At 62.6% G+C, this 23,849-nt stretch carries 26 protein-coding genes and 1 tRNA gene; 8 read left to right on the top strand and 19 right to left on the bottom strand.

Annotated elements, in window-relative coordinates; all coding sequences use genetic code 11:
- Positions 1–438 (bottom strand): DUF1489 family protein, encoded by a 438-nt coding sequence (locus NKI54_RS20450; protein ID WP_023674916.1) that lies wholly within the window; start codon positions 436–438, stop codon positions 1–3.
- 85 nt (positions 439–523) lie between these two features.
- Positions 524–1,927, bottom strand: a complete 1,404-nt coding sequence (locus NKI54_RS20455) for an L-serine ammonia-lyase (RefSeq protein WP_352624899.1) — start codon at positions 1,925–1,927, stop codon at positions 524–526.
- Between the two features lie 170 nt (positions 1,928–2,097).
- On the opposite strand from NKI54_RS20455, the gene NKI54_RS20460 reads away from it, so the two are divergent.
- A complete protein-coding gene (locus NKI54_RS20460; RefSeq protein ID WP_352636758.1) occupies positions 2,098–2,841 on the top strand; it encodes a DUF599 domain-containing protein in 744 nt (247 codons plus the stop codon).
- Here the strand turns inward: NKI54_RS20460 and NKI54_RS20465 are convergent.
- From NKI54_RS20465 to NKI54_RS20490, 6 genes are all read right to left on the bottom strand, one after another.
- Positions 2,790–3,584, bottom strand: coding sequence for a YdcF family protein (locus tag NKI54_RS20465; protein WP_352455738.1), 795 nt, complete (start codon positions 3,582–3,584; stop codon positions 2,790–2,792). The genes NKI54_RS20460 and NKI54_RS20465 overlap by 52 nt on opposite strands.
- Before the next feature lie 30 nt (positions 3,585–3,614).
- Positions 3,615–5,180, bottom strand: a complete 1,566-nt coding sequence (locus NKI54_RS20470) for an amidase (protein ID WP_352636759.1) — start codon at positions 5,178–5,180, stop codon at positions 3,615–3,617.
- Positions 5,180–5,638, bottom strand: a complete 459-nt coding sequence (locus NKI54_RS20475; protein ID WP_352448798.1) for a GNAT family N-acetyltransferase — start codon at positions 5,636–5,638, stop codon at positions 5,180–5,182. The genes NKI54_RS20470 and NKI54_RS20475 overlap by 1 nt, the downstream gene beginning before the upstream one ends.
- A 7-nt stretch (positions 5,639–5,645) precedes the next feature.
- Entirely contained in the window at positions 5,646–5,933 is a 288-nt protein-coding gene (gene gatC / locus NKI54_RS20480) for an Asp-tRNA(Asn)/Glu-tRNA(Gln) amidotransferase subunit GatC (protein WP_023674910.1), read from the bottom strand.
- 76 nt (positions 5,934–6,009) lie between these two features.
- The gene (locus tag NKI54_RS20485; RefSeq protein ID WP_352636760.1) at positions 6,010–6,426 is read right to left on the bottom strand and encodes a hypothetical protein; all 417 of its coding nucleotides are present in this window, start codon (positions 6,424–6,426) and stop codon (positions 6,010–6,012) included.
- 24 nt (positions 6,427–6,450) lie between these two features.
- Complete coding sequence (locus NKI54_RS20490) at positions 6,451–7,158, bottom strand: metal-dependent hydrolase (protein WP_352692303.1); 708 nt, start codon at positions 7,156–7,158, stop codon at positions 6,451–6,453.
- A gap of 116 nt (positions 7,159–7,274) precedes the next feature.
- Between NKI54_RS20490 and ruvX the strand changes: the two genes are divergently transcribed.
- Positions 7,275–7,760 (top strand): Holliday junction resolvase RuvX, encoded by a 486-nt coding sequence (ruvX, locus tag NKI54_RS20495; protein WP_352692304.1) that lies wholly within the window; start codon positions 7,275–7,277, stop codon positions 7,758–7,760.
- Here the strand turns inward: ruvX and NKI54_RS20500 are convergent.
- The 3 genes from NKI54_RS20500 to NKI54_RS20510 all read right to left on the bottom strand — a co-directional run bounded on the left by NKI54_RS20500 (position 7,727) and on the right by NKI54_RS20510 (position 10,380).
- Complete coding sequence (locus tag NKI54_RS20500) at positions 7,727–8,038, bottom strand: DUF6105 family protein (RefSeq protein ID WP_352448794.1); 312 nt, start codon at positions 8,036–8,038, stop codon at positions 7,727–7,729. The two genes, ruvX and NKI54_RS20500, sit on opposite strands and share 34 nt — an antisense overlap.
- On the bottom strand, positions 8,038–8,592 hold the full coding sequence (locus NKI54_RS20505) for a hypothetical protein (protein ID WP_352636762.1): 555 nt from the start codon (positions 8,590–8,592) through the stop codon (positions 8,038–8,040). The genes NKI54_RS20500 and NKI54_RS20505 overlap by 1 nt, the downstream gene beginning before the upstream one ends.
- 159 nt (positions 8,593–8,751) lie before the next feature.
- Positions 8,752–10,380: a DNA alkylation response protein gene (locus NKI54_RS20510; protein WP_023674904.1), complete on the bottom strand. Its 1,629-nt coding sequence runs from the start codon at positions 10,378–10,380 to the stop codon at positions 8,752–8,754.
- Positions 10,381–10,535: 155 nt separating this feature from the next.
- On the opposite strand from NKI54_RS20510, the gene NKI54_RS20515 reads away from it, so the two are divergent.
- The 5 genes from NKI54_RS20515 to NKI54_RS20535 are packed head-to-tail and all read left to right on the top strand — an operon-like array spanning position 10,536 to position 14,840.
- A complete protein-coding gene (locus tag NKI54_RS20515) occupies positions 10,536–11,498 on the top strand; it encodes an aspartate carbamoyltransferase catalytic subunit (RefSeq protein WP_023674903.1) in 963 nt (320 codons plus the stop codon).
- On the top strand, positions 11,498–12,784 hold the full coding sequence (locus NKI54_RS20520) for a dihydroorotase (RefSeq protein ID WP_352692305.1): 1,287 nt from the start codon (positions 11,498–11,500) through the stop codon (positions 12,782–12,784). The genes NKI54_RS20515 and NKI54_RS20520 overlap by 1 nt, the downstream gene beginning before the upstream one ends.
- Before the next feature lie 58 nt (positions 12,785–12,842).
- Entirely contained in the window at positions 12,843–13,430 is a 588-nt protein-coding gene (plsY, locus tag NKI54_RS20525) for a glycerol-3-phosphate 1-O-acyltransferase PlsY (protein WP_023674901.1), read from the top strand.
- A complete protein-coding gene (dprA, locus tag NKI54_RS20530; RefSeq protein WP_352636763.1) occupies positions 13,427–14,551 on the top strand; it encodes a DNA-processing protein DprA in 1,125 nt (374 codons plus the stop codon). Before plsY ends, dprA begins: the two co-directional genes overlap by 4 nt.
- A gap of 46 nt (positions 14,552–14,597) precedes the next feature.
- A complete protein-coding gene (locus NKI54_RS20535) occupies positions 14,598–14,840 on the top strand; it encodes a hypothetical protein (protein WP_352692306.1) in 243 nt (80 codons plus the stop codon).
- A 240-nt stretch (positions 14,841–15,080) separates the two neighbouring features.
- On the opposite strand, the gene NKI54_RS20540 is transcribed toward NKI54_RS20535, so the two are convergent.
- Positions 15,081–15,156, bottom strand: a tRNA-Lys gene (locus NKI54_RS20540).
- 308 nt (positions 15,157–15,464) lie between these two features.
- Here NKI54_RS20540 and NKI54_RS20545 point away from each other — a divergent pair.
- Positions 15,465–15,941 (top strand): BA14K family protein, encoded by a 477-nt coding sequence (locus tag NKI54_RS20545; RefSeq protein ID WP_352568814.1) that lies wholly within the window; start codon positions 15,465–15,467, stop codon positions 15,939–15,941.
- Between the two features lie 51 nt (positions 15,942–15,992).
- Here NKI54_RS20545 and glpK read toward each other — a convergent pair whose 3' ends face one another.
- From glpK to NKI54_RS20580, 7 genes are all read right to left on the bottom strand, one after another.
- Positions 15,993–17,510, bottom strand: coding sequence for a glycerol kinase GlpK (glpK, locus tag NKI54_RS20550; RefSeq protein ID WP_352636765.1), 1,518 nt, complete (start codon positions 17,508–17,510; stop codon positions 15,993–15,995).
- A 145-nt stretch (positions 17,511–17,655) separates the two neighbouring features.
- Positions 17,656–19,383, bottom strand: a complete 1,728-nt coding sequence (locus NKI54_RS20555; protein WP_352540584.1) for an ABC transporter substrate-binding protein — start codon at positions 19,381–19,383, stop codon at positions 17,656–17,658.
- Between the two features lie 78 nt (positions 19,384–19,461).
- Positions 19,462–19,728 (bottom strand): DUF2160 domain-containing protein, encoded by a 267-nt coding sequence (locus NKI54_RS20560; RefSeq protein WP_031193610.1) that lies wholly within the window; start codon positions 19,726–19,728, stop codon positions 19,462–19,464.
- 173 nt (positions 19,729–19,901) lie between these two features.
- The gene (locus NKI54_RS20565; protein WP_352523506.1) at positions 19,902–20,816 is read right to left on the bottom strand and encodes a carbohydrate ABC transporter permease; all 915 of its coding nucleotides are present in this window, start codon (positions 20,814–20,816) and stop codon (positions 19,902–19,904) included.
- Between the two features lies 1 nt (position 20,817).
- Positions 20,818–21,684: a carbohydrate ABC transporter permease gene (locus NKI54_RS20570; RefSeq protein WP_023674893.1), complete on the bottom strand. Its 867-nt coding sequence runs from the start codon at positions 21,682–21,684 to the stop codon at positions 20,818–20,820.
- Between the two features lies 1 nt (position 21,685).
- Entirely contained in the window at positions 21,686–22,753 is a 1,068-nt protein-coding gene (locus NKI54_RS20575) for an ABC transporter ATP-binding protein (RefSeq protein ID WP_352455722.1), read from the bottom strand.
- Between the two features lie 9 nt (positions 22,754–22,762).
- Positions 22,763–23,842: an ABC transporter ATP-binding protein gene (locus NKI54_RS20580; RefSeq protein WP_352636766.1), complete on the bottom strand. Its 1,080-nt coding sequence runs from the start codon at positions 23,840–23,842 to the stop codon at positions 22,763–22,765.
- Positions 23,843–23,849 lie beyond the last annotated feature (7 nt).

Below are 23,849 nucleotides of genomic sequence, written 5' to 3' on the forward strand. Positions count from 1 at the left end.
TCAGAGCAGGCCGAGATCGGCAAGCTCACGCCTGAGCTTCGGCGGCATCTCGATCAGCCCGGCTTTGCCCTTGCCGAGATCGGCCGGCGCGTCCGCCGGCTTCAGGTAGCGCCACCCCTGGAATGCACGGCGCGGTTGCCAGTCAGTGCGCACGACCTCGGGATCGAGGATCAGATGGCAACGGCCGATGCCCTCGTCATCGGTGAAGGGCCGGATTTCGGTGATCAGCTGGCGGCATTGGACATTGCCCTTGATCACCCAGTAGAGCGAGCCGCCGCCGGTAATCTCGGCGCCACGCGTCGGCACCATGCGGGTGGTGTGGTAGTGCTCGGCCGGTTCGCCGGCGCGGCGCCGCTCGTCGAGACGGAAGGCAATCCACTCTTCCAGATCCTCGACGCTGTCACAGCCGACGCAAAGCTTTATGAGATTGAGAGACATCGTTTAAGGTTTAGTCCAACACGCGAACGCGTCAACGGCCTGATCGACTTCTCCACAGTGGTGGTCCATGCCGCCAGATTGGCGCTCAACACTCCACGACATTGACGGCCAATCCGCCAAGGCTGGTTTCCTTGTACTTTTCGTTCATGTCGAGACCGGTCTGGCGCATCGTCTCGATCGCGGCATCGAGCGGCACGAAATGAACGCCGTCGCCCTTGATGGCCAGCGAAGCGGCGGTCACCGCCTTGACGGCACCAAGCGCGTTGCGCTCGATACACGGCACCTGCACCAGGCCGCCGACCGGATCGCAGGTCATGCCGAGATGATGTTCCAGCGCGATCTCGGCAGCATTCTCGACCTGCTCGGGCGTGCCGCCCATGACGGCGCACAATCCCGCCGCAGCCATTGCCGAAGCCGAACCGACCTCGCCCTGGCAGCCGACTTCCGCCCCCGAGATCGAAGCATTGGTTTTGATGATGCCGCCGACCGCCGCCGCCGTCAGCAGGAAATCGCGGATGCTGGGCTGGTCGGCTTCGGGATGGAAATGCAACCAGTAGCGCAGCACTGCGGGCAGAGTGCCGGCCGCCCCATTGGTTGGCGCGGTGACGACACGGCCGCCGGCAGCGTTCTCCTCATTGACCGCCATCGCATAGATCGACAGCCAGTCGTTGGCGAGCAGCGGGTTGGGCCGGTTCTGCTGCCATTGCTCCTGCAGCTTGTCGTGCAGCATCCGGGCACGGCGGCGCACCTTGAGTCCGCCCGGCATGATGCCGTCTTGCGACAGGCCGCGCTCGATGCAGCCCTTCATGGCGCTCCAGATGCCGTCGAGGCCGGCGTCGAGCTCCCCGCGCGACATCTGCGTCTCCTCGTTGACGCGCTTCATCTCGGCAATGGAAAGCCCGCTTTTCGCTGCCATGGACAGCATTTCGACGGCGTTCTTGAACGGATATGGAACCTTCTTGCCTTCGGTTGTCGCCGAGCCCCTCGCCTTCATCCGCTGCAATTCTTCCTCAGAAACGACAAAGCCGCCGCCGATCGAATAGTAGACGCGCCTCAGCAGCAACCGGTCGCCGGCATCATAGGCAGAGAAGGCCATGCCGTTGGCGTGACCCGGCAGTGGCGTCTTGCGATCCAGCACAAGATCCGTTGCCGGGTCGAAACGGTAGGACGAATGGCCGCGCGGCGAAATCCGCTTCTCGGCGGCGATGCGAGCGACGATGCCGTCTGCTAGGTCGGGATCCACCGTCTGCGGCGTCTGGCCGGCGAGGCCGAGCACCACGGCACGATCGGAGCCATGGCCGATGCCGGTATAGGCGAGCGAGCCATGCAGGCTGGCCGCGATCCGGTCGACCTTGGCGCCGGCCGGGCGCGGCCAGTCGTCTCCCGCAATCTCGTCGAGAAACCGCCGCGCGGCCGTCATCGGCCCCATCGTGTGCGAACTCGATGGGCCGATGCCGATCTTGAACAAGTCGAAAACCGAAAGGAACACGTGGGCGTTTTCTCCTGGGACCCTGTTGAGGTCTACATATAGGAATTCCCATGATGTTTTCCGCTGTTTTAAGGACCGCGGCGCTGCACCTGCCGACCTTGTTTGCTCCGGCAGCGACATTCCAGCTTCGGCCATCGAAGCGTTACCGCCGCCTGTGGTAAAAGCAACGCATGAGCGATTCCTTTCACCTATCGACGTCCGACCTTGCGGCGCTGGGGTTCTTCCTTACCGCGTGGGTGCTGCATACGCTCGCCGCCGACGGAATGCTGGTCAGCCGCATGTCGCTGACGAGGGCTATGAACGCGCAGCGCGAGGCCTGGATGCGGACAATGGCCGAACGCGAGATCCGCATCGTCGACACCGCTATCATGAGCGGGCTGCAACAGGGGACCGCCTTCTTTGCCTCCAGTTCGCTGATTGCGATCGGCGGCTGTTTTGCCCTGCTCGGCGCCTCCGATCAGGTTCTGACCGTGCTGAGCGACCTGCCGTTTGGCGACACGTCCTCACGCGCGGCCTTCCAGACGAAGGTGTTCGGGCTGGTGCTGATCCTGGCCTTTTCCTTCTTCAAGTTCGGCTGGGCTTACCGGCTGTTCAACTATTGCTCGATCCTGATCGGCGCCGTGCCGATTCCACATGGCGAGGCGTCGCGCAATCCGGTCACCGAAACGGCGGTGTGGCGTGCCGCGCGCATGAACATGCTGGCCGGAAAGCATTTCAATTCGGGCCTGCGCGGCGTGTTCTTCTCGATCGGCTATCTTGGTTGGTTCGTCGATCCCACCGTCTTCGTGCTATCGACGCTGCTGCTTCTGGCGGTACTGGTGCGCCGCCAGTTTTTCTCGGCGGCGCGGCAGGCGGTGCTCGGTCAGCCGCCCGGTCCGGGGAAAGGCCGATCGATGCGGCCCGACAGCCAATAGGCGGTGAGCCCTATCCATTCGCGGATCGCAACAGTGGTGACCTCCAGCCAGTCGCCGGGATAAGGCAAGGTGCCGATGCTTTCCTTGCCGGAAGTGCGATAGTCGACCGGCCACGGAACGGTCGAAAAACCGGCTTTGTCGAACAGCGCCTTGGCGCGTGGCATGTGGAAGGCCGAGGTCACCAGCAACCAAGTCTCGCCCGGTTTCGGCGTCACCAGTTCCCTGGTAAAGACAGCGTTCTCGTAGGTGTTGCGGGATTTGTTCTCGAGGATCAGCCGATCGGCCGCCACGCCGAAAGCGGCAAAAAGACGCGGCGCGGTATCTGCATCGCCTTCGCCGCCGCGGAACGTTTCGATGCTGCCACCGGAGATAACGACTTTCGCTGTCGGGAACCGCCGCGCCAGCACGGCCGCCTCGACCATCCGGTCGCCGCTGGAGTTCATTTCATAGCCGCCACGCACCAGATTGACGGCGCCATCCAGACTGCCGCCAAGCACTATGATACCGTCAACCTTTTCCGGCAGCGGCGGCCTGGGGAAACGTTCCTCCAGCCGATTGAGCATCATGGGGCCGAGTGGGCTCCATATCGAAACCGCCAGAATGAGGAAGGCAAGAGCGCTGCCGGCGGTCGCCAACCGTCGCCGCCCGAACATCGCCGCGATCAGCCCCGCCAGCAGCAGGAAGATCGCGAGATTCAACGGCTCGACGAAGAACCCGAGAACCTTGGAGACATAGAAGAACATCCCTCACCCCCCTCAAGATGAGAAACGATCCTACCACCATTTTTCCGGCTGAAATGTGCCCGCCGCCTGTTCGATGACATGGGCGGTCTGGAACAGCGTTTCCTCGTCGAAGGGCCGGCCGATCAGCTGCAGGCCGAGCGGCAGCCCCTTGGCGTCGAGCCCGGCCGGAACCGCTATGCCGGGCAGGCCGGCCATGTTCACCGTCACCGTAAAGATGTCGTTGAGATACATCTTGACCGGGTCGGCGGCCATGTCCTCGTCGGCGATGCCGAAGGCGGCGGAAGGCGTTGCCGGCGTCAGGATGACGTCGACGCCTGCGGCAAACACATTTTCGAAGTCACGCTTGATCAGGGTTCGAACCTTCTGCGCCTGTAGATAGTAGGCATCGTAGTAGCCGGCGGAAAGCACATAGGTGCCGATCATGATACGGCGCTTGACCTCCCGCCCGAAGCCGGCGGCGCGGGTCTTTTCATACATATCGACAATGTCCTTGCCGGGCACGCGCAAGCCATAGCGGACGCCGTCGTAACGGGCGAGGTTGGACGAGGCTTCGGCCGGCGCCACGATGTAATAGGCCGGCAGCGCATATTTGGTGTGCGGCAGCGAGATATCGACGATCTCGGCACCAGCATCCCGCAGCCAGGCAATGCCTTTCTGCCACAGCGCCTCGATCTCCGCGGGCATGTCGTCGACACGATATTCCTTGGGAATGCCGACCTTCATGCCCCTGATCGGGCGGCCGATCGCCGCCTCGTAGTCCGGCACCGGCAGGTCGACGGACGTCGTGTCCTTCGGGTCGACCGAAGCCATCGACTTCAACAGGATCGCGGCGTCGCGTACGTCGCGCGCGATCGGCCCGGCCTGGTCGAGCGACGAGGCGAAGGCAACGATGCCCCAGCGCGAACAGCGGCCATAGGTCGGCTTGATGCCGACTGTGCCAGTGAAGGCGGCGGGCTGGCGGATCGAGCCGCCGGTATCGGTGGCGGTGGCGCCGGCGCACAGGAAGGCCGAGACCGCTGATGCGGAGCCACCGGACGAACCGCCCGGCACCAGTTGGGCATTGTCCAACGTGCGCGCGGTCTTGGTGCCGCCCGCCGAAACGAAGCCACCCTCGCCCTGATGCGTCGTCGGCATTACCACCGGGTCGAGGCGCGAACGCCGCCACGGGTTGATGACCGGCCCGTAATGCGAGGTCTCGTTGGACGAGCCCATGGCGAACTCGTCCATGTTGAGCTTGCCGAGCATTACGGCACCATCCGCCCACAGATTGGCGGTGACCGTCGATTCGTAGCGCGGCTTGAAGCCGTCCAGCACATGACTGCAGGCCTGGGTGTGGACGCCTTCGGTGCCGAACAAATCCTTGATGCCGAGCGGGATACCCTCGAGCGACCCGCCCTCGCCCTTGGCCAGTTTCGCGTCGGAGGCCTTGGCCATGTCGCGCGCCTTGTCGTCGGTGACCACGACGTAGGCATTGAGCGCCGGATTGGCTCGCTCGACCGACGATAGATAAGCCTCGGTGATTTCGGTGGCGGTGATCTCCCTGGAGCGCAATTTGGCGCGGGCCTGCGAAATCGTCAGCTGGGTAAGGTCGCTCATCAGGCAAGGCTCTTTTCGTAAAACACCGACCACTCGGAATCGGGATAATCCAGTACCGGGCCGCAACGCGAAAAACCGGCGCGTTCGTAGACGGTCCAGGCGGCGGGATGACGGTCGCCCGTCTCCAGCACCAGACGCTTAAGCCCTTCTTGGCGCGCCAGCGCCTCGATACGCTCGACAATCTTCGCGCCGATCTTGTGGCCGCGATGCGAAGGTCGCGTATACATGCGCTTGACCTCGCCTACGACAGCATCGTGGCGCTTCAGTGCGCCGCAACCGATGGCAAGGCCGTTGTCGCGGGCGATGAAGACGGTCGTGTCGCGGTCCGCCATCTGCTCGACCGTCAAATGGTAGCAATGCTCCGGCGGCGTCAGCTCCAGCAATGTGGCGTTGAGCTCCTCGACCAGCCCACGCACATCGTCCTGCAGCGGCGTCTCAGCCGCGATGTCGATTGCCATCGGCCTGCTACTCCACGACCTTCGGCACAAGGAAGAAATTCTCTTCGGTCGCCGGCGCGTTGGCGACGATGTCGGCTGCCTTGCCGCCGTCGGTGACGACGTCCTGGCGCTTTTTCATTGCCATCGGCGTGACCGAGGTCATCGGCTCGACGCCGGAAACATCGACCTCGTTCAACTGCTCGACAAAGCCCAAAATGGCGTTCAATTCGCCGGTCATGCGCTCTGCATCCTCCTCGCTCACCGCAATACGGGCAAGATGCGCGACGCGCTTCACGGTTTTTATATCAACGGACATGTTCGTGCCTCGGGGAAAACCAGCGCTATAGCGGCGCGGCGCGTGCCGCGCAACATGCATCGTGCCTTCAACTGCCCTATGGCATCGCCACGCCGTCGCAGAGGAAATAACTGCCGCCGTTGCCGCTCTGCTCGCCTTCGTCGGCGGCAGGCCGAACCGATACCAGGTCGATCTGCTTCGGGCTCATCTGTGTCAGTGAGAGAACATCGGGAAAGACGTAGCCCGGCTCCTGGCATATAGCGGTCACCGCCCAGCTTGGTGAGCGTGTCGCTTTGGTGATCTGCAGGAATTCACAATTATATTCGATGCTTTCCAGGCCATTTGCCGACAGCACGATATTGCCGCCCTCGATCACCGTCTGCAGCGTATCCTTTTTGGCCTGCGCGCAGAGGTCCTCCGATTGCAGATAGACGCCCTCGATGAAATTTTCCGCGGCCAGCGTCGGCGACGCGGCAACCAGCATGGAAAGGCAAAGAGAATTTCTCAAGCGCATCGTATCGTTCCGGACCGGCTTTCTTTACAGCGTAATCGTCTCGCCGATCTTCGGCAACGCAACTTTCACACCCGATCCATCCAGCCCGGCCACGAATTTGTCGGCGGTCTGATCGATCATCGGAAATGTGCCGAAGTGAGCGGGAACGACCGTCTCGAACTTGAAGAAACGCTGGCAGGCAAGGGCTGCTACCGCGCCACCCATGGTGAAGCGGTCGCCGATCGGCACGATGCCGATCTTCGGTTCGTGCAACTCGTTGATCAGCGCCATGTCGGAAAAAATATCGGTGTCGCCCATATGATAAAGCGTCTTGTCCTCGGGAAAGTGCAGGACGAACCCACCAGGATTGCCGAGATAGGTATTCTGGCCACCCTCGCCCGGAAAGGACGATGAATGCAGAGCCTGAACGAAGGTGGTGGTGAAGCCGCCGCAATCGACGGTGCCGCCGATATTGCCGGGATTGATCTGCTTGTCACCGACGCCCTTGCCGACCAGGTACATGCAAATCTCGAAATTGGCGACCAGCATCGCGCCGCTCTTCTTGAGCACTTCGATGGCGCCGCTGATGTGGTCGCTGTGGCCATGGGTGAGCAACACGTGCGTGATCCCTTCGGCCGGCCCTTCCCAGCCGCCCGTCCATGACGGATTGCCGACCAGATAGGGGTCGATGAGGATTTTCGCGCCTTCGATTTCGATTCGGAATGCCGAATGTCCGTACCAGGTCAGTTTCATCAATGCTTTCCTCGATTTTTGCTTCGGTAGAGGATAGAACGCCGACGGCGAAATTAAAGTGCCGCGCACGCTTTGCGCGTATAGGACGTGCGGCGTCGCGGTCAAAGGAAAAGCCGTTGGGCATCATCACCATCGAGGAGTTGCCGGCCCGGCTTGGCGGCGGCAAGACCCTGGCCGGTCTCGACCTCGGCGACAAGACAATCGGCGTGGCGGTTTCCGACCGCGGCTTGTCGTTCGCCCACCCGCGCCCTGTCATCATGCGCAGGAAATTCTCGCTCGATGCCGCAGTGCTGCTCGCTCTGCTACAGAAGGAAAATGCCGGCGCCGTGGTGATCGGCCTCCCCATCAACATGGACGGCTCCGAAGGCCCGCGCGCCCAAAAATCCCGCGCTTTCGTGCGCAACATGGCTGGATTGACCGATCTGCCCTTCCTCTTTTGGGACGAACGGCTGTCGACGGTGGCGGCCGAGCGGACGCTGATCGAGATGGATTTTTCCCGCAAGAAACGCGCCGGCAAGATCGATTCTGCGGCGGCCGCTTTTATGCTCCAAGGTGTTCTCGACCGGCTTCAGGCGCTCGGCGTCGATGCCTGGTCGAAATAGCGGTTGCGCATCGCCGTGATCCAGCCACCAATCGCCTTGCGGCGGCGAAATGCCCAGAACGCCACCAGCAGCAGCCCATCGAACACGCAAGCTTTCGCCACCATGCCCGGAATAAGCGCCGGATCAACGCCGAGCATCTGTCCATAGAGCTGGAAGACGAGATCGTGTAATTGGCGGCTCAGGATGACATAGCCGAAATTGATGTCGTTGAGCGACAGAAAGAACCAGCCCCAAAACAAGAGGAGCGGAGCCGCCCACAGCGCGAACAAGGTGCGCATCAGCGGTCATCCCTCGAATCCAGCCGGCCGGAAATGCGGGCAAGCGAGGAATTATGCGCCGCTGCCTTGGCCATGACATGCGCGGCCGCTCGGATTTCGCCGGTCCCTGGAACTGCCGCGGCAACGGTCGACCGCCGCTCCGCGAGCATCGCGACATAGGACGCCAGAAGTGCCGCCAATTGCACCGCGACAATCATGAACAGCCCATTGATGCCTTGCGCGGCGCCGCCGATGACGATCAGCGACAGCACGCCCAAGGCGGAAATGAAGGCGATTCGCATGACGCTATCGGCGGGATCCGGGTTGGTCGTGTCGCTGGTCAGTGCTTCAACAAAGGCCCAGCAGAACAGCACCGCGACGACAAGCAGTGCCACGGCGAGCGGCGCCACGACGACGGCGTTTTCGAGATCGGCAGATCGAGTGTTCTGGACGGGAACGCCCAGTACGCCAAGGGCCGTCGCCACGCCTCGATTCCCGTCGATGCAAATGAACGCCAGCAGGGCGAAAACGGTCGCCCAATGCAATGCCAGAAAAGAGCTCAGAATATGCCGCATGACGCTCCTGCTTCGCAGGGCAAAGCCGCTCAAGCTGAACAATCCTTGCCTTAACCATAACACTGGGCTTTGCCACCGGCCGCCGCAATGGAAACCATTCGTTAAGGTTAACGGCCATTCACAGGGTCGCGAGAGCGGCAGCGAATTGGGCGACGGCCCTTAGTTGATCGGCGGGTAGAGCGTATCGATGATCATGCGCGCATCATGGCGGGAATCGATCATGCCATAGGTATTGCGCCACTGGCCGGCGAGGCGCGTTTCGACGAAGGCGTCGGCGATCCGCCCTGCCCCCAGCCTGCGAAGCTCTGCCGCCGCCGCCGACAATGCCAATTGCTCGGTCAAGAGCCGCGCCGAGCCCTCGTCGGTTGCTGCGACCTGCATTGCTGCCTTGAGCACGCCGACGGTGCCGCGTCCGCCGGCGCCGAGATCGCGGTCGATGCCGGCCAGCACGTCGTCGAACAGGCCTGGCGCGCGGCCGAGCACGCGCAACACGTCGAGCGCCATGACGTTGCCTGAACCTTCCCAGATCGCGTTGACCGGAGCTTCGCGATAGTAGCGGGCGAGCGGCCCCTCCTCGACATAGCCATTGCCGCCGAGGCACTCCATCGCTTCATAGAGCAGCGGCGGCGCAATCTTGCAGACCCAGTATTTGACGACCGGCGTCATGGCGCGGGCGAAGGCCGCCTCGCCGCGGTCGCCGGCCGCCTCGTCGAAGGAGCGCGCCAGCCGGAACGACAGCGCGGTAGCGGCGGCAACGTCGAGCGCCATATCGGCCAGCACACGCTGCATCAGCGGCTGCTCGATCAGATTGGTTCCGAACACCTTGCGGTGGCGCGTGTGGTGGACAGCCTCGGCCAGTCCGGCCCGCATGATCGCTGACGAGGCGACGGCGCAGTCGAGCCGCGTCAGGGTCACCATGTCCATGATCGTCTTCACGCCCGCGCCGGGCTCGCCGACCATCTCGCCGATGGCATTGACGAATTCCACCTCCGACGAGGCATTGGATCGATTGCCGAGCTTGTCCTTCAGCCGTTGAAAACGGAAGCCGTTGCCGGATCCGTCGCCGAGCAAGCGGGGCACGAGAAAGCACGATAGTCCCTCCGGCACCTGTCCGAGCACCAGGAAGGCATCCGACATCGGCGCCGACATGAACCATTTGTGGCCGGTCAGGCGATAAAACCCGCTGCCGGCGCGCTCGGCGCTGGTGACGTTGGCACGGACATCGGTGCCGCCTTGCTTCTCGGTCATGCCCATGCCGAGCGTCAGCCCGGCTTTTTCGACCGGAGGCTTCTGGCTTTGATCGTATTTGCGCGTCGTCACCCGAGGCGCCCATTCGCGAAACAGCTTCGGGCTGGCCATCAGCGCTGCCAGCGAAGCGCTGGTCATGGTGATCGGGCAGAGATGTCCGGTCTCGAGCTCAGCCGTGAGGTAAAAGCGTGCAGCGCGCACCTGGTGGCGGCGGCCGATCTCGGCGTCGCCATTCTCCCAGACCGACGAATGCAGCCCGTTGGCAACAGAGCGGCGCATGAGCGCGTGATAGGCGGGATGGAACTCGACCTGGTCGATGCGCCGGCCCTGGCGGTCATGGGTCCTGAGCTTCGGCATCTCGACATTGGCAAGACGGGCCAGTTCCTGCGCCTCATGGGTCAGAACGAAACGGCCAAGCCCGTCGAGGTCCTTGCGCACCGGATCGGAAAAGCGCTCGGCAAGCTGGATCAGCAACGGATCGCCCCGCCAGGCGTTGCCGCCGGCCAGCGGCGGCGGCTGGTTGGTCACGTCGTCAGTCACGCTTCGTCCTTATCACCTGAAGGCTGCGAATCCAAAGCCAAGGCGGTTTATAGCCTATGGCCAGCGGCGCGCGACGAAAATACCGGGGAGAACCAATCCAATCCCAAGCCGGTGCTTGCAGCCGCGGAGCCTCCCCCCTATAGCAGCGACTTGAGATGACCGACGCATCGTCCCTGCCGCTTTATCCCCACCGCCATCTTCTGGGCATCCGCGATCTTTCCCCTGCCGACATCGAGCTTCTGCTCGACCGGGCGGACAGGGCCGTTGCCATCTCGCGGCAGTCGGACAAGAAGACATCGACGCTGCGCGGCCGCACCCAGATCAATCTCTTCTACGAAGCCTCGACCCGTACGCAATCGTCATTCGAGCTGGCCGGCAAACGGCTCGGCGCCGACGTCATGAACATGTCCGTAGCGAGTTCGTCGGTGAAAAAGGGCGAGACGCTGATCGATACGGCGATGACGCTGAATGCCATGCGTCCCGACATATTGATCATCCGCCATCAATCGGCCGGCGCGGCAGCACTTCTCGCCCAGAAAGTCGGCTGTTCGGTGGTCAATGCCGGCGACGGCGCCCATGAGCACCCTACCCAGGCGCTGCTCGACGCACTGACTATCCGCCGCGTCAAGGGTCCGTTGCCGAAGCTGATCGTGGCGATCTGCGGCGACATCCTGCATTCGCGCGTGGCCCGCTCCAACATCATCCTGCTCAACGCGCTTGGTGCCCAGGTCAGGGTCGTCGCCCCTTCGACGCTTTTGCCCGCCGGCATCGAGAAGATGGGCGTCATCGTCACCCGTTCCATGGCCGAGGGTCTGAAGGACGCCGACGTGGTGATGATGCTGCGCCTGCAGCGCGAACGCATGGAAGGCGCTTTCGTACCGTCGGTGCGCGAATATTTCCGCTATTTCGGCCTCGACGCGGAGAAGCTGAAGGCGGCCAAGGACGGTGCGCTGGTCATGCATCCCGGCCCGATGAACCGCGGCGTCGAGATCGCCTCCGAGATCGCCGACGGCCCGCAAAGCGTTATCCAGGAACAGGTTGAGATGGGCGTCGCCGTGCGCATGGCGGTTATGGAAGCGCTGCTCGACCCCCGTCGAAACCACGAGGGCCGCGCCTGATGAGCATAACGGTCTTCCGCCGGGCCCACATCGTCGACCCGTCGCGCGGCGTCGATGAGGTCGGCACCGTCATCGTCGAAGGCCGCAAAATCGTTGCCGCCGGCAAGGCGGCCTTGAACCAGGGCGCGCCCGACGGCGCCACCATCATCGACTGCGCCGGCAAGACTATCATCCCCGGATTGATCGACGCGCGCGTCTTCATCGGCGAACCCGGCGGTGAACACCGGGAGACCATTGCTTCGGCGAGCATCGCTGCGGCGGCCGGCGGCGTCACCTCAATCGTCATGATGCCCGATACCGACCCGGTGATCGACAATGTCGCACTGGTCGAGTTCGTGCTGCGCACCGCCAAGGACACCGCAATCGTCAACATCTTGCCGGCAGCAGCGATCACCAAGGGGCTGGAAGGCCGCGAGATGACCGAATTCGGCCTGCTGCGCGAGGCCGGCGCGGTCGCCTTCACCGATGGCCGGCATTCTATTGCCAGCGCGCTGGTGATGCGCCGCGCGCTGACCTATGCGCGCGATTTCGGTGGCGTCATCGCGCATGAAACCCAAGACGCCAACCTCGCTTCGGCCGGCGTGATGAACGAAGGCCTTTACGCAAGCTGGCTTGGCCTTGCCGGCATTCCGCGCGAAGCCGAATCGATCCCCCTGGAGCGCGATCTCGCGTTGGCTCGGCTGACCGGCGGCGCCTATCACGCTGCCAAGATTTCGACGGCTATGGCGGCAAGCGCGGTAGCACGCGCGAAAGCCGATGGCGCCAATGTCACATCAGGCGTGTCGATCCACAATCTGTCGCTCAACGAGAATGATGTCGGCGAGTACCGCACCTTCTTCCGGCTGACGCCGCCGCTGCGCGCGGAGGAAGACCGGCTGGCGATGATCGAAGCGATCAAGGACGGCACCATCGATCTCATCGTCTCCTCGCACGACCCGCAGGACGTCGACACCAAGCGCCTTCCCTTTGCCGATGCCGCGGCCGGCGCCATCGGCCTGGAAACGCTGCTAGGCGCAGCGCTGCGGCTCTATCACAATGGCGACGTGACGCTGCTCCGGCTGGTCGAGACACTGTCGACCGCGCCGGCAAGATTGTTCGGCCTGCCCGGCGGCACGCTGAAACCGGGGGCATTGGCCGACCTTTCGCTCGTCGATCTGGACGAGCCATGGGTCGTCAGCGAGAGCGGCATCCGCTCACGCTCGAAAAACACCTGTTTCGAAGGCGCACGACTGCAAGGCAAGGTCTTGCAAACGATGGTGGCGGGCCGCACAGTGTTTTCGGCCTAGGACGAAAACAGGCGTCACGGCTTAAAATCCGCTCAGCCAAGGAAAGTTCGGGGGAACAATGGCTTACAGTCCCGTCTTGGCATTGGTGTTCGGCTATCTTCTCGGCTCGATCCCGTTTGGCCTGCTGATCACCCGTGCCGCCGGCCTCGGCGACGTGCGCAACATCGGCTCCGGCAACATCGGCGCCACCAATGTGCTGCGCACCGGCAACAAGAGCTTGGCCGCGGCCACGCTTCTGCTCGACGCCCTTAAAGGCACCGCGGCGGTGCTGATCGCAGGCCGCTTTGCGCCCGAGCTCGGACTTTGGGCCGGCTTCGGCGCGTTTTTAGGTCATCTCTTTCCGGTCTGGCTCGGCTTCAAGGGGGGCAAGGGTGTCGCCACTTACCTTGGCGTGCTGATCGGCCTTGCCTGGCAGGCGGCGCTGATCTTCGCCGTCGTCTGGCTGGCGGTGGCCTTCCTGTTCCGCTTCTCCTCGCTTGCGGCACTGACGGCAGCAGTCGTGGTGCCCATGGCGCTGTATTTCCTGAGCACGCCGCAGATTGCCGGGCTTTTCGCGGCGATGAGCCTAATCGTCATCGTAAAGCACCGCGCCAACATTGCGCGGCTGCTTGCCGGCACCGAGGGTAAGATCGGGGCCAACGAGTGAGCGAGCCCGACGCCGGGCCGCGCCTCAGCGACCGGCAGCGGCTGAGCTGGCTTCGTCTGATCCGCACGCCGAATGTCGGCCCGGCTTCCTTTCGCGACCTGATCAACCGGTTCGGTTCGGCCGAAGCAGCGCTATCGATGCTGCCCGAGCTGATGATTTCGGGTGGCGCCAAAAAAATCGTCCGCATCCCGTCCATTGCCGAGACCGAGGCGGAGCTGGAGACCGCCCGGCGGGCTGGCGCCCGCTTCGTCGGCATCGGCGAGGCGGATTATCCGCCGCTGATGAAAAGCATGGATCATCCGCCGCCGCTGCTCGCGGTCAGGGGCAATAGCGCGGTGTTCCGCTTGCCAGCGGTCGCCATCGTCGGCGCTCGCAACGCATCGCTGGCCGGCATCAAAATGGCGCGGATGCTGGCGGCGGATCTCGGCCGCGACGGCTATGGCATCGTCTCCGGCCTGGCGCGCGGCATCGATACGGCCGCGCACCATGGCAGCCTTGCGACTGGCACAATCGGCGTGCTCGCCGGCGGCCTCGATTTGCCCTACCCGCCCGAAAATGCCGGCCTGTGCGACGAGATCGCCGAGTGCGGCGGCGCCATCATTTCCGAAATGCCGTTTGGCTGGCAGCCGCGCGCACAGGATTTTCCGCGCCGCAACCGGCTCGTCGCCGGTGCTGCATTGGGATTGGTGGTGGTCGAGGCCGCACAGCGCTCCGGCTCACTGATCAGCGCCCGGCTTGCCGGCGAGATGGGCCGGCTGGTCTTTGCCGTTCCCGGTTCGCCGCTCGATCCGCGCGCTGCCGGCGCCAATGGCCTGCTCAAGGACGGCGCAACCCTTGTCACCGAGGCCGCCGATATCACCAGTGCGATCGCCCCGCTGGTCGGCGCCTGGGCCCCAAGGACATCGCCGCTTGAGGAGCCGCCCGACTTTTCGGCAACGCCGCCGCCGCGCGAGGACGACCGCGACCGCGTCGTCGAGGCGCTCGGCCCGACGCCAGTGGCGGTAGACGAGATCATCCGCCACACCGGCCTGCATCCCGCCCAAGTGTTCATGGTGCTGCTGGAGCTCGACCTCGCCGGACGGCTCGAACGCCATCCCGGCGGCAACGTCTCACTGATCTGACCGAGAGCTTGCGCATGTCACGGCAAGCAATCCCGACGTGATCCCGATGGCCGATCCGAGCAACAAACCAAAGCAGACGCTGTTCACTCGTACGACGGCCCTCGTTTGGGCAGCGTTGAGCGTCATGCTGGCGCTGAAATGGTCGATGGATCTCGGCATGCTGGGTTTTCCCGACGGCTACATAACGCCCTTCGCAAGAGCGACCAGCACGCTTTTGGGCATTCTGACCGCAGCCTGCATGGCCCAGGGTCTCTACTTTTCTTGGCCGGTGTGTTGGGCAGGAAGGTAAGCACTGCCCGTCTCGGTGTACAAATCCTTGCCGCAGCAGTTCTCACCGTGGCGCCAGTGCTTATCGTGAAGGATTGTCCGCATTCACAGCTGTGCAGCAGAGCCTATGAGGCGCTCACCGGCACGATGATGGACGATGGAGCGGGCGGCTAAAGCCACTGCATGCGTTCGGCACGAGGTTGTCACCCATGTCTTAGGTACAAACTGTTACCCATGTCTCCGGGCCGTACAATCTTGATTTTGGTGAGCGCGATGGGATTCGAACCCATGACCTACTGATTAAAAGTCAGTTGCTCTACCGGCTGAGCTACGCGCTCCCGCGGGCTCAGAAAGGCCGCCCTCGAAATTGCGCGGAACATAGGGAGAGTGCCTCTGCCGGTCAACCAGAAAAAGACGGCTCGCACACCGGGCTTTCCAGCAGTGTCGTCATGCCTTGCGAAGCGCCTCGGCGTCGAGGGAACGGCCTCCCTCCCGCGCAAGGCCGAAGCTCGCGCTTTTGCGGGACAAGCGCAAGCAACGAATCGGAAGAACCTTTGCGGATCAGCAACTTGGGATTTTTGGCGGAACAATTTGCGCAGCCTGCCCGTTTCCCGCGATAAGGGACATGCGTTTCAAGGAGAAGACTATGAATAGGATCATGTCGGGCCTGCTGGCGACCACTCTTTCGATCTCATTCGCTGCCGCGGAGATCGTGCCAGTCAACGCTCAGCCCAGCTATGCGCCCCCGGCCCAGGGGCTCACCTCGAATGTCCAGACCGTCCAGTACGAGCCGTGGCGGAGGCACCGGAGTTTCAATCGCGATTTCTCGCGTCGCGATTTCTCCCGGCGCAGTTTTGCGCGTAACGACGGCATGTATTGGCGCGGCCATCGCGGCTATCGCGAATATCGTCGCGGCTATCGCCGTCACGGCGATTTCTGGTTCCCGCTGGCTGCGTTTGCTACCGGAGCGCTGATTACCGGCGCGATCGTCAACCAGAATCGTGTCTATCGTGGCGATGCCCACGTGCAGTGGTGCTATGACCGTTATCGGAGCTATCGCGCTTCTGACAACACTTACCAGCCCAACTACGGTCCGCGCCGGCAGTGCCGGTCGCCTTACTGAGTCCTAGATTAGAGGCTGCAAGCCCGCGCCCGAAACGGCGCGGGTTTTTCATTAGTGCGAATCCGGTGGCATCCCTGCCTGCGTACTTAGCGTCCTGCGCACAGCGTGGCGCCAACCTGCCAGCTTGGCGGCACGTGTCGAAGCATCCATGTCCGGCTTGAACCGGCGCTCGAGCGCCCAACTCCTGGCGAATTCCGCGGCCTTCGGCCAGACACCCGCCTTCGAGCCGGCCAGCCAAGCCGCACCGAGTGCTGTCGTCTCGAGAATTGTCGGCCGGTCGACCGGCGCATCGAGAATGTCGGCCAGCCGCTGCATGGTCCAGTCTGACGCCACCATGCCGCCATCGACCCTGAGCACGGTCTTGGCCGAGGCGCCCTTCCAGTCCTTGCGCATGGCATCAAGCAGGTCGCGCGTTTGGAACGCGACTGATTCCAGTGCCGCGCGGGCAAATTCCGCCGGCCCCGAATTGCGGGTCAGCCCGAAGATGGCGCCGCGCGCTTCGGCATCCCAATGGGGCGCGCCGAGCCCGACGAAAGCCGGCACCAGATAGACGTTCTGCGTCGGATCGGCTTCCGCTGCCAATTTGCCGCTATGCTCGGCCTTGCCGATTACCTTGATGCCGTCGCGCAGCCATTGCACGGCGGCGCCCGCGATAAAGATCGAGCCTTCCAGAGCGTAGGTGGTCTTGCCGTTCAGCCTGTAGGCGATGGTGGTCAAAAGCCGGTTCTTCGAACGAACCAGATCGCTGCCGGTGTTGAGCAGCGCGAAGCAACCGGTGCCGTAGGTGGATTTCATCATGCCTGGCTCGAAACAGGCTTGGCCGATCGCCGCCGCATGCTGGTCGCCGGCCACACCGAGGATTCTGATCTGTGCACCAAACAGGCTTTTGTCGGTGATTCCAAAATCATCGGCACAATCTTTCACCTGCGGCAGCATTCTTGCAGGTATGCCGAAAATGGCCAGCAGCTCGTCGTCCCAGGCGTTTTGTTCGATGTTGTAGACCAGTGTGCGCGAGGCATTGGTGGCGTCAGTGGCGTGGACCTTGCCGCCAGTCAGGCGCCAAATCAGGAAACTGTCGATGGTGCCAGCCAGCAGTTCGCCCTTCTCGGCGCGTTTTCTGGCGCCCTTCACCTTGTCCAGCATCCAGGCGATCTTGGTGCCGGAGAAATAGGGATCGAGCAGCAGGCCGGTCTTTTTCGTGAATTTCTTCTCCAGCCCCAGCTTCTTCAGTTTCTGGCATAGCGGCGCGGTGCGGCGGTCCTGCCAGACTATCGCGTTGTGGATCGGCTTGCCGGTCTCCTTGTCCCAGATGACGACGGTTTCGCGCTGGTTGGTGATGCCGATCGCCGCGACATCCGCCGCATTGCGGCCGGCTGTCTTCAGCGCAGCCTCTACCGTTTCCACGACACTCGACCAGATCTCCTCGGGATCGTGCTCGACCCAGCCGGAGGCCGGATAATATTGGGTGAATTCCTTTTGCCCGCTGCCGACGACCATCATCTTGTCGTCGAACAGGATCGCCCGGCTCGATGTCGTCCCCTGGTCGATTGCAAGGATATATCCGGTCATTCTCTCTCCCGTCGAAGCGAATTCAAGGTGCTACGATGTCTCGACGCCAGATGGCGCGGAGCCGTTCACGCAAACAGGGGAGACGGCAACATGCCGCCTCCCCTGAGCATGGCGATGCGGGCGCGGACGCCCGCATCAAACGGTCCTATTGCTGCCAGCTCTTCACCAGCTCGTCGTAGTTGATGGTGACCGGCTTTTCCTTCTCGTTCTCGATCTTGAGCTGAGGAGCGAGATTGCCCTTCTTGACCGCGTCCGCATTCCAGTAGGCGAGGTCATGCTCTTCGGCCATCTTCGGGCCAATATCGCCCTGGACGCCCGACTTCTCGATGCGGCTCATCACCTTTTCCTGCTCGCCGCAGAGCGAGTCCATTGCTTCCTGCGCGCTCTTGGCGCCCGAGGAAGCGTCGCCGATCGCCTGCCACCAGAGCTGCGCCAGCTTCGGATAGTCCGGCACGTTGGTGCCGGTCGGCGACCACTGGACGCGTGCCGGCGAGCGGTAGAACTCGATCAAGCCGCCGAGCTTTGGCGCACGTTCGGTGAAGCTCTTGTCGTGGATCGTGCTCTCGCGGATGAAGGTCAGGCCGACATGGCTCTTCTTCACGTCGACCGTCTTCGAGGTGACGAACTGCGCGTAGAGCCAGGCGGCCTTGGCGCGGTCGGTCGGCGTCGACTTCATCAGCGTCCAGGAACCGACGTCCTGATAGCCGAGCTTCATGCCGTCCTTCCAGTAGACGCCATGCGGCGACGGCGCCATGCGCCACTTCGGCGTGCCGTCGTCGTTCAGCACCGCCTTGGCGCTGGCGTCGACCATGCTGGCGGTGAAGGCGGTGTACCAGAAGATCTGCTGGGCAACCGCGCCCTGCGCCGGAACTGGCCCCGATTCGGAGAAGGTCATGCCTTGGGCTTCCGCCGGTGCATAGGCCTTCAGCCAATCGAGGTACTTCTGGATGGCATAGACGGAAGCCGGACCATTGGTGTCGCCGCCGCGCGCCGTGCAGGAACCGACCGGACGCGAATTCTCGTCGACCTTGATGCCCCATTCGTCGACGGGCAGACCGTTCGGAATGCCCTTGTCGCCATTGCCGGCCATCGACAGCCAGGCGTCGGTGAACCGCCAGCCGAGCGACGGGTCCTTCTTGCCATAGTCCATATGGCCATAGACCTTCTTGCCGTCGATCTCACGCCCGGTGAAGAACGCTGCAATGTCCTCATAGGCCGACCAGTTCACCGGCACCCCGAGGTCGTAGCCGTATTTGGCCTTGAAGTCCGCCTTGTTCTTCTCGTCGTTGAACCAGTCGTAACGGAACCAGTAGAGGTTGGCGAACTGCTGGTCGGGAAGTTGGTAGAGTTTCTTGTCGGGCGCGGTGGTGAACGAAGTGCCGATAAAATCCTTCAGGTCGAGATTCGGGTTGGTGACATCCTTGCCGTCGCCTGCCATCCAGTCGGTCAGGTTGCGCACTTGCTGGTAGCGCCAGTGCGTGCCGATCAGATCGGAATCGTTGACCCAGCCGTCATAGAGGTTCTGGCCGGTCTGCATCTGGGTCTGAATCTTCTCGACGACGTCGCCTTCCTGGATGACGTCATGCGTAACCTTGATGCCGGTGATGGCCGTAAAGGCCGGCGCCAGCACCTGCGATTCATACTGATGCGTGGCGATGGTTTCGGAAACCACCTTGATATCCATGCCGGCGAAAGGTTTCGCGGCATCGATGAACCATTGCATCTCGGCTTCCTGGTCGGCGCGCGAAAGCGTCGAAAGGGGCCCGATTTCCTTATCGAGGAAGGCCTTGGCCTCGTCCATTCCGGCATAGGCATTGCTTGCCCCGAGCAACAGGACAAGCGCAGTTGTTGATGTCAAGAATTGCCGTCGCATGTATTTCCTCCACTGTTAAAGTTCAAAGTGCGATCTGGATCGGCGGCCGGCACGCCGCCGTTCCAACAGTTTCCCCCTCTATACGTAGCGGAACACGCCGACGGCGTAGACCACGGAGAGAGCGAGAGCCCACCACAGATTGGGTCCGACTAGACCCAGCCAAGCGAGATGGATAAAGGCGCTGCCAAGCAGCGACAGGAACAGGCGGTCGCCACGCGTCGTTTCGAACCGCAGCACGCCGACGCGCGGATTGCCGCCCGGCGAGACGTATTCCCACACCGCCATGCCGCAAAGCAGCAGAAAGATGGTTCCAAAGAAGGCCGCGGTCGGCCACGTCCAGGCCATCCACGAAAAATCGAGGTTGGACGAGAGGTTAAATCCCCACAGGCGGATATTAGCCGGATCGCTGAAGCCTACCGTTATTGCCACGAAATCGATTTGAAGTGCCACCCAGGCCACGACGACCAGGGCGAGAAGCAGCACGGCCCACCACCATGGGCTTCTGTCGACCTGCTCCATCATACCCTCCCCAGGGCAAAGCCCTTGGCGATGTAGTTGCGCACAAACCAGATGACGAGCGCGCCGGGAATCAGCGTCAGCACGCCGGCTGCGGCGAGCAGCCCCCAATCCATGCCGGCGGCCGAAACGGTGCGGGTCATGGTCGCGGCGATCGGCTTGGCATCGGTTGTCGTCAGCGTACGGGCGATCAAGAGCTCCACCCACGAGAACATGAAGCAGAAGAAGCACGCGACGCCGATGCCGCTCGCAATCAGCGGCATGAAGATCTTGATGAAGAAGCGCGGGAACGAATAGCCGTCGATATAGGCGGTCTCGTCGATCTCCTTGGGTACGCCCGACATGAAGCCTTCGAGGATCCACACCGCCAGCGGCACGTTGAACAGGCAATGCGCCAGAGCCACGGCGATGTGGGTGTCGATAAGGCCGAAGGCCGAATAAAGCTGGAAGAATGGCAGCGCGAACACCGCCGGCGGCGCCATGCGGTTGGTCAGCAGCCAGAAGAACAGATGCTTGTCGCCGAGGAAGCGATAGCGCGAAAAGGCATAGGCAGCAGGCAGTGCCGCAGCCACCGAAATCACCATGTTCATAACCACATAGGTGATCGAGTTGATGTAGCCAGAGTACCAGGACGCGTCGGTGAAGATGGTGCGGTAATTCGCCAATGTCGGTGCGTGCGGGTAGAGCGTCAGCGACGAGACGATCTCGCCGTTGGTCTTGAAGCTCATATTGATGAGCCAGTAGATCGGCAAAAGCAGAACGATGATGTAGAGCGTCGGCACGATCCACCACCAGCGCGACTCCTCGCCGCGACGGCGCATCAGCCGTGCGATCTCGTCCTGCCGTAGCGTGCTGGCAAGCCCTTCCGAAGCTGTCGTCTCGCTCACTCTGTCGGCTCTTTCGTCAGCGCGGCTCATCTCAGCGCTCCGCGTCGTAATTGGTCATCACGGTGTAGAACACCCATGACAACAACAGGACGATAAGGAAGTAGACCAGCGACATCGCCGCCGCCGGGCCGAGGTCGAACTGGCCGAGCGCCGTCTTGACGAGATCGATCGAAAGAAAGGTCGTCGAGTTGCCGGGTCCGCCGCCGGTCACCACGAACGGTTCGGTGTAGATCATGAAGCTATCCATAAAGCGCAGCAGCACGGCGATCAGCAGCACGCGGTTCATCTTCGGCAGCTGGATGTAACGGAACACCGCCCATCGCGAGGCACCGTCGATCTTGGCCGCCTGATAAAAGGCATCCGGGATCGAGACCAGGCCGGCATAGCAGAGCAGAACGACGAGGCTGGTCCAATGCCAGACGTCCATGATGATGACCGTGACCCAGGCGTCATATGGGTCTTGCACATAATTATAGTCGATGCCGAGCGCGTTGACATAATAGCCGAGCAGGCCAATGTCGTTGCGCCCGAACACCTGCCAGATGGTGCCGACGACGTTCCACGGGATCAGCAGCGGCAACGCCATCAAAACAAGGCAAACAGGCACGCCCCAACCCTTCTTCGGCATATTGAGCGCAATGAAGATGCCGAGCGGCACTTCGATCGCCAGGATGATGAAGGAGAAGACAAGGTTGCGGATCATCGCCTGCCAGAAGCGGCTGGAGGAAAGCAGTTCCTCGAACCATTCCGTGCCGGCCCAGAAGAAGACGTTATTGCCGAAAGTGTCCTGCACCGAATAATTGACGACCGTCATCAGCGGTATGACCGCCGAGAACGCCACCAGCAGCAGCACCGGCAGCACCAGGAACCAGGCTCTGTTGTTCCAGGTCTTTTCCACTTCAGGCTCCCATCTCGACGCGCCAGGAATCGGCATAGATGTTGATGCCGGCCGGGTCGAACCGCACCTTCGGATCAGCCGGAACTGTTTCGTCCTCGCCGATGACGGCGGCGATCTCGCGTCCTTCGAGATTGGCACGGACCACCTTGTGGCGGCCGACGTCCTCGACCTTGCTGACCCGGACGGCCATGCCCTGGCTGCCCAGGCGCACATATTCGGGACGAATGCCGAGCTCGATGGCGCCGCCGCCCGCCTTGGGCACGCCCGGCAGTTCGATCTGCTGCGAGCCCAGCTTGGCTGTCTTGCCGTCGATCGCCACCGGCATGACATTCATGCCGGGCGAGCCGATGAAATAGCCAACAAAGGTGTGGCGCGGGCGCTCGAACAGCTCCGCCGGTGTGCCGATCTGCACGATTTCGCCGTCATACATGACGACTACCCTGTCGGCGAAGGTCAACGCCTCGGTCTGGTCGTGCGTGACATAGACCATGGTGTAGCCGAAGCGGCGGTGAAGCTGCTTCAACTGCGAGCGCAGCACCCATTTCATATGCGGGTCGATGACGGTCAAAGGCTCGTCGAACAGGATAGCATTGACGTCGGAGCGCACCAGCCCGCGTCCGAGCGAGATTTTCTGCTTCTGGTCGGCGGTCAGTCCGCGCGCCTTTCGTTTGGCCATATCGGCCAGCCCGGTCATCTCCAGCGTCTCGCGCACCTTGCGGTCGACGTCGGCCTCCGGCACGCCGCGATTGCGCAGCGGGAATGCCAGATTGTCGTAGACGGTCATCGTGTCGTAGATCACCGGGAACTGGAAGACCTGGGCAATGTTGCGCTCTTGGGTCGACAGATTGGTCACGTCCCTGCCGTTGAACAGCAGCTGGCCATGCGACGGATGCAGCAATCCCGAAATGATGTTGAGCAGCGTGGTCTTGCCGCAGCCGGATGGGCCGAGCAGCGCATAAGCGCCGCCATCCTCGAACGTGTGGTGCACTTCCTTCAGCGCGAAATCGGCATCCGTGCGCGGGTTCTGCAGATAGGAGTGGCGGATATGATTGACATCGATGCGCGCCATCGCTTCCTCCTAAGCCGCCAGCTTCGGCGCGGCCACGGCGCGGCCGTGCTCGTCGAAGACCATGATGTGGCGCGGGTCGATGAACACCTCGACCTCCTCGTCCGGCTCGAAGTCGCGAATGCCGTGGGTCAGCATGACCCAGCGCGCATCGGCAAAATCGAGATGGATGAAGCTTTCCGATCCGGTGATCTCAGTGATCGTCACCTTTGCGCGCACCGGCACTGCGGCGGCGTTGGGCCGATCGAGGGACAGATGATGCGGCTGGAAGCCGATCGTATAGATCGCATCGGCAATGCCGAAGAGTTCCGCCGGCACCGGCAATTTCACGCCGCCCTCGAGCAGGAAATCCAGGCCCTTCTTGGCAAGCACGATGGTGTTGAGCGGCGGATCGGCGAAGGTTCTCGCCGTCACCAGATCGACCGGTTTGCGGAACACTTCGATGGTCGGCCCGAACTGGGTGATGCTGCCCTCGGAAAGCGTTGCCGTGTTGCCGCCGAGCAGCAAGGCCTCGTGCGGCTCGGTCGTGGCATAAACAAAGATTGTACCGGCGGCCGCGAAGACTTTCGGCAGTTCCGCGCGTAATTCTTCACGCAGCTTGTAGTCGAGATTGGCGAGCGGCTCGTCGAGCAGCACGAGGCTGGCATTCTTGACGATGGCGCGGGCCAGCGCGGTGCGCTGCTGCTGGCCGCCCGACAGACTGAGAGGCGTCCGGTCGAGATAGGGCGTTAGTTTGAGAAGGGCGGCAGCATTGCGCACCCCCCTGTCGATCGTTGCCTGATCCGTGCCGGCCACCCGCAGCGGTGAGGCGATGTTTTCGTAGACCGTCATCGCCGGATAATTGATGAATTGCTGGTAGACCATGGCGACGTTGCGCCTTTGCACCGGCATGCCGGTGACATCCTTGCCATCGAACCAGACCGAGCCCGAGGTCGGCACGTCGAGGCCCGCCATCAGCCGCATCAGGCTGGTCTTGCCGGAGAGCGTCGGCCCGAGCAGGACGTTGAGCGAGCCGTGCTGAAGCGTCAGCGAGACGTCGCGGATATGTTCCGCCGCACCCACCGTCTTCGTCACGTTTCTCAGTTCAAGCATGATGCCT

Origin of the sequence: Mesorhizobium sp. M0663 (genome assembly GCF_040320585.1) — a bacterium.
Lineage (GTDB): Bacteria > Pseudomonadota > Alphaproteobacteria > Rhizobiales > Rhizobiaceae > Mesorhizobium.